General features: G+C 66.7%; 11 protein-coding genes. 8 read left to right on the forward strand and 3 right to left on the reverse strand.

Annotated elements, in window-relative coordinates; translation table 11 throughout:
* Window positions 1-58: 58 nt before the first annotated feature.
* Complete coding sequence (locus WKW82_RS09305; protein WP_340342000.1) at window positions 59-355, reverse strand: hypothetical protein; 297 nt, start codon at window positions 353-355, stop codon at window positions 59-61.
* A 58-nt stretch (window positions 356-413) separates the two neighbouring features.
* On the reverse strand, window positions 414-1193 hold the full coding sequence (locus WKW82_RS09310; RefSeq protein WP_340342001.1) for a crotonase/enoyl-CoA hydratase family protein: 780 nt from the start codon (window positions 1191-1193) through the stop codon (window positions 414-416).
* 431 nt (window positions 1194-1624) lie between these two features.
* Between WKW82_RS09310 and WKW82_RS09315 the strand changes: the two genes are divergently transcribed.
* The 7 genes from WKW82_RS09315 (at window position 1625) to WKW82_RS09345 (ending at window position 8043) form a co-directional block, all read left to right on the forward strand.
* Window positions 1625-2065, forward strand: coding sequence for an ester cyclase (locus tag WKW82_RS09315; protein WP_340342002.1), 441 nt, complete (start codon window positions 1625-1627; stop codon window positions 2063-2065).
* Entirely contained in the window at window positions 2062-2685 is a 624-nt protein-coding gene (locus WKW82_RS09320; RefSeq protein ID WP_340342003.1) for a TetR/AcrR family transcriptional regulator, read from the forward strand. The genes WKW82_RS09315 and WKW82_RS09320 overlap by 4 nt, the downstream gene beginning before the upstream one ends.
* Window positions 2682-3167 carry a c-type cytochrome gene (locus WKW82_RS09325; protein WP_340342004.1) on the forward strand — a complete coding sequence of 162 codons (486 nt, stop codon included), beginning with the start codon at window positions 2682-2684 and terminating at the stop codon, window positions 3165-3167. The genes WKW82_RS09320 and WKW82_RS09325 overlap by 4 nt, the downstream gene beginning before the upstream one ends.
* Before the next feature lie 191 nt (window positions 3168-3358).
* Window positions 3359-4381, forward strand: coding sequence for a D-xylose ABC transporter substrate-binding protein (xylF, locus tag WKW82_RS09330; protein WP_340342005.1), 1023 nt, complete (start codon window positions 3359-3361; stop codon window positions 4379-4381).
* Window positions 4382-4697: 316 nt separating this feature from the next.
* On the forward strand, window positions 4698-5885 hold the full coding sequence (locus WKW82_RS09335) for a sugar ABC transporter permease (RefSeq protein WP_340342006.1): 1188 nt from the start codon (window positions 4698-4700) through the stop codon (window positions 5883-5885).
* A gap of 1 nt (window position 5886) precedes the next feature.
* A complete protein-coding gene (locus tag WKW82_RS09340) occupies window positions 5887-6666 on the forward strand; it encodes an ATP-binding cassette domain-containing protein (protein ID WP_340342007.1) in 780 nt (259 codons plus the stop codon).
* A gap of 213 nt (window positions 6667-6879) precedes the next feature.
* A complete protein-coding gene (locus tag WKW82_RS09345) occupies window positions 6880-8043 on the forward strand; it encodes an ROK family transcriptional regulator (protein ID WP_340342008.1) in 1164 nt (387 codons plus the stop codon).
* A gap of 182 nt (window positions 8044-8225) precedes the next feature.
* Here WKW82_RS09345 and WKW82_RS09350 read toward each other — a convergent pair whose 3' ends face one another.
* Window positions 8226-9482: a helix-turn-helix domain-containing protein gene (locus tag WKW82_RS09350; protein ID WP_422823449.1), complete on the reverse strand. Its 1257-nt coding sequence runs from the start codon at window positions 9480-9482 to the stop codon at window positions 8226-8228.
* A 131-nt stretch (window positions 9483-9613) separates the two neighbouring features.
* Here WKW82_RS09350 and WKW82_RS09355 point away from each other — a divergent pair, with 131 nt between their 5' ends.
* Window positions 9614-11725: a PQQ-dependent dehydrogenase, methanol/ethanol family gene (locus WKW82_RS09355; protein WP_422823450.1), complete on the forward strand. Its 2112-nt coding sequence runs from the start codon at window positions 9614-9616 to the stop codon at window positions 11723-11725.
* The last annotated feature ends 72 nt before the right edge of the window (window positions 11726-11797 follow it).

An 11797-nucleotide genomic window follows, 5' to 3' on the forward strand; every position in this document is an offset into this window, starting at 1 on the left:
TGTTCGTTCCGCGCGAGCAGGCCATCGGTCGAGGGCGCCGCAGGCAAGTGTCGAATCGTCAGCTCAGCGCATGTTCCAGGCGCTCAAACCGTCCCGTGCAGCCACCAATTTCAGACGAGCAGTGCATGCGGCGTCCTGGCTGAACGACCGTCATGATGCTTGCATCGATGCACCCTCGACATCCCTCAAACGTAGTAGTCGCAACGGGCCTGGATCGTTGGCAAACGCTGGGCAAGGACTTGGCGGTTGATCTTGCCGACAGCTTGGTGCCCGAGGCGTGCAGCGCATGCGCCAGCTGGCTGCTCAGGCGTTCGAGCCCGTTGAGGGTCAGCGACTTCTCGCCGAAGGCGATCACTGTGCGCGGGTTCGGGTTGCAGCGCTCCGCGGCGGATCAGGTACGGGCAAGGTCCTCGTCAATTGCCGGTGAACGTGCCGTGGCGCCCCGCACCCTTGGCGAATCGCTCGGCGCCGGCCTTGCCTTCTGCCGCCACCACCGGCACGCCGAGCGCGCCTTCCTGCCGGAGCGCTTCCGCCAGCGGCAGGTCCCACTGCGCGTAGGCCGAATGGCGGTCCGTCAACATGCATTGCTGCGGAAAGGCGGCGATGTCGCGGGCCAGTGCCTTGGCATCGGCCAGCGCGCTGCCCGGTGCGCTGATGCGATTGACCAGGCCCATCGCCAGCGCTTCCGGCGCAGCCACCGGACGGCCCGTGAGGATCAGGTCGAGCGCGCGGGCCATGCCGATGATGCGCGGCAGGCGCACCGTGCCGCCGTCGATCAGCGGCACGCCCCAGCGCCGGCAGAACACGCCCAGCACCGTGCCCGGGTCGGCAACGCGCAGGTCGGCCAGCAGGGCGAGTTCCAATCCACCGGCCACGGCGTAGCCGCTGAGGGCCGCGACCAGTGGCTTGGACAGCGCCATGCGCGAGGGGCCCATCGGGCCCGTGCCGCCGCCCTCCGGGTCCAGTTCGTTGCGCAGCTCGGGGTCGCCCACTGCGGAGAGGTCCGCGCCAGCGCAGAAGTGGTCGCCGGCGCCGGCCAGGATCGCGACGCGAAGGGCCGGATCGGCCTCGAAGCGCTCGAACGCATCGCGAAGTGCGCGCGCCGTGGGGCCGTCGACCGCGTTGCGCTTCCCTGGACGGTTGATGGTGATGATGCAGATGTCCGCATCGACGTCGAAGGTCACAAGTGACATGGCGGCTCCTACCGGATGCGCATGGATCGGCGCGTTGAAACGTCGTGAATGGACTGTGGCCAGGCTGGACAAGGCCGGTCGCAAGTCCGCGCGTCCGCGCGTCATCAAGGCGTCTTGTCTCGCGTTGACCTGTTCCGCAAATCGTAGTGTCGATTGGCCGTGTCGTCATCGGCCACCTGCTGCATGGCCCGATGCCGCCGCCCGAGATGATTGCGTCCGACACGCGGTTGGCTGGCCCGGCAGGTGAAGGATTGCCAGGCGGACGCGCGGCGCATCCGCGAGCGGTGGTTCGGGAAGGTGCAAGGTTGAAAATGCCGCCCCGCCGGAGTGACCCAGTTCACTTGCAAACCCGAGTCCGCGATCTAACATTCTTGTCATGAGATTTGTATCTCATGAGCAGGGAGTCTCTTTCCACCACGAAAGGAATTCCCATGTCGCTCACCCCCGAGGAAATGGACCGCAAGCTCGACGAGCATTTCGGCTTCGAGGCGCATGACGATGTGGCCGGCGTGCTGGCCACGCTGGCGCCGGCCGTCGAGCACGACATCGTCGGCTGGCCCACCGGCCCGAGTCATGGACGCGAGGCCGCGCGGCCCTTCTATGAAGCCCTGTTTGCGGACCTCACGGACGGCCATGCGAAGTCGCTGCGCCGGCTGTACGGCGACAACTTCATGGTCGACGACTCGCTGTGGAGCGGCAAGGCGCCCGGGCGGCCCTTCGGACTGGAGGGGCACGGCCGGCCGCTGAGCTTCCGGCTGCTGCACGTCATCGAGTTCTCCGCCACGGGCCAGATCTGCCGCGAGAACGTGTGGGTCGACATGGCCGCCATCCTGCAGCAATTGCCGCAGGACGAAATGGCCGTCGCCGCATGACGCCGCCGGACCTGCGGCACCAGCAGAAGCAGCGCACACGCCAAGCCTTGCTGCGGGCCGCGTCGGAACTCATGCGCCAGGGCGGCCGGCCCACGCTGGAGGAAGTCTCGGCACAGGCGATGGTGTCGCGCGCCACGGCCTACCGCTACTTTCCGAAGGTCGAGGCGCTGTACCTGGAGGCCTCGATCGACATCGATACGCCGCAGGCCGACCAGATCCTGGCCGGCGTACCGCCGGGCAACCCGATCGCGCGGCTGGAGCGCATCGATGACGCGCTGCATGCCATGACGCAGGCCAATGAAGTGCCCTTGCGCATGATGTTGGCGCAGTCGCTGGCGCGCAGCGCGCGCGGGGAGGCCGACCCCGAGTTGCCCGCACGCCAGAACCGCCGCTCGCCGCTGATCGAGGCGGCGCTCGGCCCCGCGCGTGCTCGCTTCAGCCCCGCCGGGCTGCGAAACCTCCAGCACGCGCTCGCGCTGGTCATGGGCACGGAATCCATGATCGTCTTCAAGGACGTGCTGCGCCTGGACGACGCCGCGGCGCGCAAGGTTCGCCGCTGGGCCATCCGCGCCCTGGTCAATGCCGCTTTGCCAACCCCCAAGCAGGAGAAGTCACCATGATCAAGAAGCACATGCCAACCATCGCCGCGCTGCTGCTCATGAGCGCTTGCACGGTCGCCCTGGCCGAAACCGCCGCGCTGTCCAAGGCGCCCGCGAGCCAGTTGCAGCGCGGACGCTATCTGGTGCAGGTGGCCGGCTGCAATGACTGCCACACGCCGGGCTATGCGCCGCAGAACGGCAAGGTCGACGAGAAACTGTGGCTCACCGGCGATGCGCTCGGTTGGTCCGGACCCTGGGGCACGACCTACCCGACCAACCTGCGCTTGCTGCTGGCCGGCATGAGCGAGAAGCAATGGCTGCACCATGCGCGCAACATGGAGCCGCGTCCGCCGATGCCGTGGTTCAACGTGCGCGCGATGACCGATGCGGACCTCAAGGCCATTTATGCCTACACGCGTTCGCTGGGTGCGGCGGGCGTGGCGGCGCCGGCCTATGCGCCGCCGGGCACGCAGGCGAGTGGGCCAGTGGTGCGGTTTCCGTAGCAGCTTGCAGCGCTGGCGGCAGCGCCACCAAGCAACCGTCATGCGACGTCAAGATCCCGGTGCCCACGAAAGCGCGCCAGCCTCGGGCTAACCCTGATGTGCAAAAAGTCGTGGCGATGGGATAGTTAGTTTGTCAGCCGAACTAATCATTGAGCGGTGACTTACTAACTTCCTCTAGCGGAGACTTCCACATGCAATTCAAGAGCACTCTCACAGCCGTCGCCCTGGGCCTGGCTGCTTTTGGCGCCTGCGCCCAGACCGTGGTCGGCGTGAGCTGGTCCAACTTCCAGGAAGAGCGCTGGAAGACCGACGAGGCCGCGATCAAGGCCGAACTGGAGAAGCACGGCGCCAAGTACATCAGCGCGGATGCCGGCGGCTCGCCCGAGAAGCAGTTGGGCGACATCGAGGGCTTGATGGCCAAGGGCGCCAAGGCGCTGATCGTGCTCGCCATGGACAAGGACGCGATCCTGCCGGCCGTGACCAAGGCCGTGCGCCAGAAGGTGCCGGTCGTCGCCTATGACCGCCTGATCGAAGCGCCGGGCGTGTTCTACATCACCTTCGACAACGTCGAGGTGGGCCGCATGCAGGCTCGCGAAGTGTTCAAGCTCGCGCCCAAGGGCAACTACGTGTTCATCAAGGGCTCGCCGACCGACCCGAACGCCAACTTCCTGCGCGCCGGTGCGCAAGAGGTGGTCGACGCCGCGGTGAAGAAGGGCGACATCAAGATCGTCGGCGACGAGTACACCGAAGGCTGGAAGCCCGAGGTCGCGCAGAAGAACATGGAGCAGATCCTGACCAAGGCCGGCGGCAAGGTCGATGCGGTCGTGGCTGCCAACGACGGCACGGCTGGCGGCGTGGTCGCGGCGCTGTCCGCCAAGGGCATCAAGGGCATCCCGGTGTCCGGCCAAGATGCGGACTTCGCGGCGCTCAACCGCGTGGCGCTGGGCACGCAGACCGTGTCGGTGTGGAAGGATTCGCGCGAACTGGGCAAGGAAGCTGCCGGCGCAGCCCTCGCGCTCGCCGCCGGCAAGCCTGTCGACAAGGCCACCAGCTGGGACAAGGGCGAAAAGAAGATCGCGCTGCAATCGCGCTTCCTGACGCCGGTGCCAATCACCAAGGACAACCTCGACGTGATCGTGAAGGCTGGCTGGATCAAGAAGGCCGAGTTGTGCAAGGGCGTGAGCGGAGACAAGGCCCCGGCCGCATGTAAATAGACCCACGCCTGCAGCGCCTGCGGCGCAACGGGCGGCCGCCAGAGGCGGCTGCTCCTGCGGGCCGTCCAAGTCTGCGCAGGCAGACTTGGAGCCGCGGCCCTCGGCCCTCGAGGGGGCAACACCAGCGGCCCGGCAAAGCCGGTTCCGCGGTGTTTCACGCGATTTGGCTGCACAGGGCCCTCGCGTGCAACTCCCTCTCCCCTCGGGGAGAGGGTTGGGGTGAGGGCAAGCACCGCAACAAGGTCCCACCCTGTCTGCGCAACGTCCAGCTTCGGACACCGGTCTCGCAATCCTCTTCTTGATGGGAGTCATCCAAATGAACAAACCTTTGCCGATATGGCGCCGCAGCGGCGTCGACCTGCGGCTGATCCTCATGAGCATGCTGCTCATCGCGATGGGCGTGGTCTTCAACGTGTTGTCGGGCGGGGTGTTCCTCTCGCCGGAGAACCTCTACAACATCGCGCAGCAGACGGCGGTGGTGGGCATCGTGTCGACGGTGATGGTGCTGGTGATCGTGGCCCGGCACATCGACCTGTCGGTCGGCTCGGTGATGGGCTTCGTGGGCGTGCTGATCGCCTACCTGCAATACACCTCGGGCTGGTCGTGGCCGACCGCGTGCCTGGCCGGCCTCGCGGTGGCGCTGCTGGTGTCGATCTACCAGGGCTGGCTCACCGCGGTGCTGGGCGTGCCATCTTTCGTCGTCACGCTGGGCGGCCTGATGTCCTTCCGCGGCGCGGCCTTCCTGGTGGCCGACGGCAAGACGCAGCCGGTCAACGACGAGTTCTTCCAGACGCTGGGCGGCGGCTACGACGGCGGCATCGGCGTCACGGCGACCTGGGTGCTGACGGGCATCGTCGCGCTGGTGCTGCTGTTCCGCATGGTCCAGAAGCGCAAGGCGCTGCAACGCTACGAGATGCCGACCGAACCGATCGCCATCGACCTGATGTTCACTGCAGTGCCGATCGTGGTGCTGGCTGCCTTTGCCTGGGCCATGAACCACTACCAGATCTCGTCGAAGACGGAAGCGCAAGGCATCCCGATCCCGGTGCTGATCTGGGCGACGGTGGCGATCGTGCTGTCCTTCCTCGTGCACCGCACCCGCTTCGGGCGCTATGTGTTCGCGATGGGCGGCAACCCGGATGCGGCGGAGCTGGTGGGCATTCCGGTCAAGCGCGTCACGCTGATGCTGTTCGCGCTGCTGGCGGTGCTGGTGACCATCGCGGCCATCGTGTCGATCGCGCGGCTCAATGCGGGCACCAACTCGCTGGGCACGGGCATGGAGCTGTACGTGATCGCGGCGGCCGTCATCGGCGGCACGGCGCTCGCGGGCGGCAGCGGCACGATCTTCGGCTCGGTGCTGGGCGCGCTGATCATGCAATCGCTCGACAGCGGCATGCTGCTGCTGGACGTGGCGATCGGCAAGCGCATGGTGATCGTGGGGCAGGTGCTCATCATCGCGGTCGTCTTCGACGTCCTCTATCGCAAGAAGTTCGGAGACCGCTGAAATGGCAACGATCGACAAATCAAAACCGCTGGTCCAGCTGAAGAACATCCGCAAGGCCTTCGGTGGCGTGCATGCGGTGGACGACGTCAGCGTCAACCTCTATCCCGGCGAAGTGGTGGCGCTGCTGGGCCACAACGGCGCGGGCAAGTCCACGCTGATGAAGATGCTGGCGGGCGCCTACCCGATCGACTCGGGCGACACCATCATCGCGGGCGAGAAGGTCCACATCCGCACGCCTTCCGAGGCGCAAGCGCAGGGCATCGAGACCATCTACCAGACGCTGGCGCTGGCCGACAACCTGGACTCGGTGTCGAACCTGTTCCTCGGCCGCGAGAAGCTCACGCCGTGGCGCACGCTGGACGACCACTTCATGGAAGGTGCAGCGCGCAAGGTGTTCAACCGGCTCAACAAGAACTTCACCAACATCCGCGTGCCGGTGCGAGGACTCTCGGGCGGGCAGCGGCAGGTGGTGGCGATCTCGCGGGCGCTGTACTTCAATGCGCGCATCCTGATCATGGACGAGCCTTGCGCGGCGCTCGGGCCGGAGGAGACGGCGATGGTCGGCGGGCTGGTCAAGCAGCTCAAGGCGGATGGCGTCGGCATCTTCCTGATCACGCACGACATGCCCGATGTGTTCGGCCTGAGCGATCGCCTCGCGGTGATGAAGAACGGCAAGCTGGTGGGCACCTACCGCACCGCCGATGTGACCGAGGACGAGGTGCTGGGAATGATCATCGCGGGCAAGCGGCCGGAAGGAAAGCCGCAGGCCGAGCACGCGTGAACTTGTTGCTCTCCCCAGGTGGTGGCGATGCTTCGTGTCGCCACTCCCACCCCTCACCGGGGGGCAACACCAGCAGTCCAAAAGGATGTTGCTCCTCCCCAGGTCGGCCTCACTTCGCAGAGGCCGACCACCCCCCACCGGGGGCGCCACCAGCAGCCCGGCAAAGCCGGTACCGCGGTGCTTCTGGAACAGGACTCTTGATAAATCCGGATCATGAAAACCATCGGTGACCAGCAACTGCTCAAGCGCATCAACCGCAGTGTCTTGTTGCGGCTGTTGCGTGCGCGGCCGGGGCTTTCGCGGGCGCGGCTGGCCAGCGAGAGCGGGCTGACCAAGTCGACCGTGAGCGGACTGGTGCGCGAACTGATCGAGGACCGCTGGCTTACCGAATCCGATGCGGCCGTCGTCGACGGGTTGGGGCGGCCGTCCACGCCCTTGTTCATCAACGACCAGGTGCGCGCGCTGGCGGGCATCGAGATCGGCGTGGAAACGATGCGCGTGGTGTGCGTGTCGCTGCTCGGCGAGGTGCTGCATTCGGACGCACAGACCTTGCACAGCACCCAGCCAGCGGCCGCCTGCACGCAAGCGGCAGCCATGTGCGCGCAGGCATGGGACGCGATTGCTGCGCGAGGGCTGGAAATCACGGGCATCGGCGTGGGCGTGCCGGGCGCAGTGGACGACGCCACCGGCATCGTGCTGTTCGCGCCCAACCTGGGTTGGCGCCGGCTCGACCTGCTGCCGCTGCTCACCGAGGCTTTCGCCGCGGCCGGCCTGCCGCGCGTGCCGGTGCAATTGCAGAACGAAGCCGACGTCGCCGCGCTCGGCGAATACGAGTTCTGCGACGGCGAGGGCGAAGACCCACTGATCTTTGTCGATTGCGATGTGGGCGTGGGCGCCGGCATCGTGCTGAACGACCGCCTCTTCACCGGCGCGCAGGGCATGGCCGGCGAGATCGGCCACACCATCCTGCAGGCCGATGGGCCCTTGTGTTCCTGCGGCAGGCGCGGCTGTGCCGAAGCCTTCTTCGGCTCGCGCATGCTGGGCAGCAAGCCGGGCGACGAGCGCCGCGCGGGCCAGATGCTGGGCGTGCTGCTGCAGAACCTGTGGATCACCTTCGATCCGCGCGCGATCGTCGTCGGCGGCGCCACCTGCGTGAACCGTCCCGAGTTCCTGCAAGGCGCGATCGACACGGTGCATCGCTATGCCGAGGCCGCAGGCATGCCGCCGCCCGTGGTGCGCGCCGCACGCCACGGATTGCTGGCGCCCGCGGTGGGCGCGGCTGCGCTGGCCTTGCACGACTACTTGCGGCCGATGCACCCCAACACGGTGGAGCGGCGCGAAAAGGCCAGCCCGCGATTGCTGACGCGCCGGGTCTGAGGACCGCACCGGCCCCTGTCGACCGCATCTGGCTTCATGCGTCGCGGGTCACGCGATGGCGATCTGGCGCAGTCATGCGGTTGCTTGCGAAGTCTCATACGACTTTGCAATCAGGCGCAGAAGAAGGCGGATCGCCGCAGACAGTGCTATAGCACGGCAAGGCGATTCAATGCAGTTATGCGTTATTGCGAAGTCGTCTCAGGCTGTTGCGACGCACGCAGGCGCCGGTACAGCGTGCCGCGCGACACCCCCAGTTTCCGGGCTGCTTCCGACAGGTTGCCGCCACACGCTGCAACGGTCTCTTCGATCAGCTTGCGGTTGTGGTCGAGCAGCGTGCCGGGCTTCCATTTGTCGCTGTGCGCAGGCTCGTCAACGGGCTGCTGCACCTGCGGCAGCAAGGCGGACGCGAGCGTGCCGGTGCATTCGGCCACGACGAGGTCAGGCGTCTCGTCGGGCAGGACAACGGCATGCCGGAAGTCAATGCCATCCGCCGCCGTCAGGCGGGCTTGCATCCACACGCCCAGCCCGTTGCCCAGCCGCACCGGTTGTGCCGTCGATTGACGGGCCAGCCGAAGCAGGCTGGCCAGGTCGAGGCCGAACAGGCTTTCGAGTTCGCGCTCATCTCCCTGCAGGCCACTGGTGAGTCGCCTGGCGGCATCGTTGAGCCAGGCCACGGTGCCAGCACCGGAAATGCCGGCCAGTGCCTCGAGTGGCGTGCCCAGCAGTGCCGGGCTGGCCTGGAAGCAAAGGACCAGATGGTCGCGCGACTGCGCCTGAAGCAACTGGTTTTCTATGGTCGTCGCATGCAGGGCCACCAGCGAGGCCGCGTCGAAAGCAAAGGGCCGACCTTCCGTCGTCAGGTCGAGCACGCCCGCCAACTGGCCATGGACATCCCGCACTGGCGCGGCCGCGCACTGCATCTGGCCCAGTGCGTCGAAGTAGTGTTCCCCGCCAGACACGGCGCAGGCCTGCCCGGTGGCGACCACGATGCCCGGCGCGCTGGTGCCGACGACGGTCTCGCAGACGTTGACGTCGACGCGGGCGTGCCCCAGTACGGGCTGGTGCACGCCCGCGTGGTGCCGGGTCACGTGCAGCACCACGCCGGAAGGGTCGGTCAGGATCACGCGGCAGTCGGTACCGCCCAGCGCGCCTTCCATGGCCGACAGTTCGGGCCGGGCGACATCGAGCAGTTGGCGATTGCGCCCCATCGCGGCATGCAGTCGGCTCGACGTGACGGGCGCGATCTTCACCGGCCGCTGGGTGTCGGTATGGCCGCGCCTGCATCGCATCCACGACTGCAGCACGGCCTCGCCGACCAGCCCGGAGGGGCGCACCCCTTCCTCGAAGAATTGCCTGCGCGCCGAGGCCACGCGCTGCACCCGTGTGCTCGCGAAAAGTTGCAATGGTGGAGTAGTTGCTACTGGCATGTTCAAGCGCATCGGAGCTTCCTTCGACGCGAAAAAGTCTGTGATATGTTCCCAATTGGAACAGGGGTGCCCTGCGGGATTTCCCGAGGGTGAACAAGAAACGGAATCTCAGGATCCTTGAGGTTCATGCAGGAGACCAATCGATGAATAAACTCGCCGCCGCGATGTCACTCGCGGCGTTGTTTGGCATGGGCGCTCCAATCGCCCAGGCGCAGGCAACGGACCCGGGCACGCAAGCCCGCCTCGCCGCCACCCAGCGCGTCGACAGCAACTTCATCCGCACCAACGGTGCGGGCAAGACCGCCGACTGGCCCAGCTACGGCCTCGACTATGCCGAGACGCGTTTCAGCAAGCTCGACCAGGTCAACGCCGGCAACGTCAAGCAACTGGGCCTGGCCTGGTCGTACAACCTGGAGTCCACGCGCGGCGTCGAAGCCACGCCGCTGGTCGTCGACGGGATCATGTACGTCACCGCCTCCTGGAGCGTGGTCCATGCCATCGACACGCGCACCGGCCAGAAGCTCTGGACCTTCGACCCCAAGGTCGACAAGACCAAGGCCTACAAGGGCTGCTGCGACGTGGTCAACCGCGGCGTCGCGATCTACGAAGGCAAGGTGTATTTCGGCGCCTTCGATGGCCGGCTGATCGCGCTCGACGCGGCCACCGGCAAGATGATCTGGGAGAAGAACACCGTCGAAGGCCAGAAGGGCGCCTACAGCATCACCGGCGCACCGCGCGTGATCAAGGGCAAGGTCGTCATCGGCAACAGCGGTGCAGAGTACGGCGTGCGCGGTTTCGTCACGGCCTATGACGCGAAGACCGGGGCGCAGAAGTGGCGCTGGTTCGTCGTGCCTGGCGATCCGTCCAAGCCCCTGGAAGACGCGTCGATGGCCAAGGCCGTGAAGACCTGGGACCCCTCGGGCAAGTACTGGGAGGCTGGCGGCGGCGGCACCGCATGGGACTCGATCACCTATGACCCCGAGCTCAATCTGATGTACGTGGGCACGGGCAACGGCTCGCCGTGGTCGCACAAGCTGCGCAGCCCCAAGGGCGGCGACAACCTCTACCTGTCGTCGATCGTCGCGATCAACCCCGACACCGGCAAGTACGTCTGGCACTACCAGGAGACGCCTGGCGACAACTGGGACTACACCGCGACCCAGCCCATGATCCTGGCCAACCTCAAGATCGAGGGCAAGTCGCGCAAGGTCATCATGCACGCGCCGAAGAACGGCTTCTTCTTCGTCATCGACCGCACCAACGGCAAGTTCATCTCCGCGAAGAACTTCGTCCCGGTCAACTGGGCCACGGGCTATGACAAGAACGGCCGCCCGATCGAGGTGCCGGCCGCGCGGGACGGCAGCAAGCCCTACGACGCCATCCCGGGCCCGTACGGCGCGCACAACTGGCAGTCGATGTCGTTCAACCCGCAGACCGGGCTGGCCTACTTCCCGTCGCAGCACATCCCCATCAACCTGATGGACGACAAGGACTGGAAGTTCGACCAGGCTGCGCCCGCCAAGCCGCAATCCGGCACCGGCTGGAACACCGCCAAGCTCCTCAACGTCGAGCAGCCGAAGAGCAAGCTGGCCGGCCGCCTCGTGGCCTGGGACCCCGTGGCGCAGAAGGAAGCATGGGGCGTGGACTACGGGGCGCCAAGCAACGGCGGCACGCTCACCACGGCGGGCAACCTCGTGTTCCAGGGCACCGCGGACGGGCGCATGGTCGCCTACAACGCGAAGTCCGGCGAGAAGCTCTGGGAAGCACCCACCGGCACCGGCGTGCTCGCCGCGCCCGTGACCTACCTGGTGGACGGCAAGCAATACGTCTCCGTGGCGGTGGGCTGGGGTGGCAACTACGGCATCGCCCAGCGCCACACCGACACGCTGGCACCGGGCACCGTCTACACCTTCGCGGTGGGTGGCACCGCGAAGATGCCGGACTATGTGCAGAAGAAGGCCGACAAGCTGGTGCAGGGCGTGAAGTACGACCCCGCCAAGGCCGAACTCGGCACCTACCTCTACGTGGAGCACTGCCTGGCCTGCCATGGCGTGCCCGCGGTGAACAACGGCGGCACGGTCCCCAACCTCGGCTACCTCGACCCGGCCTACATCGAGAACCTCGACAAGTTCATCCTGAAGGGACCGGCCACCGAGCGCGGCATGCCGGACTTCACGGGCAAGCTGTCGATGGGCGACATCGATGCGCTCAAGGCGTTCATCCAGGGGACAGCCGACGCGGTGCGGCCGAAGTGATCGACGCTTGACCCTGAGGGGTCTTCAAGCGGGCGGCCGATGGGCTGCTTGCAAGGAAGCCGCCGGGCCCCG

It is taken from the genome of Variovorax rhizosphaerae (assembly GCF_037889975.1).
GTDB classification, from domain to species: Bacteria; Pseudomonadota; Gammaproteobacteria; order Burkholderiales; family Burkholderiaceae_C; genus Variovorax; species Variovorax rhizosphaerae.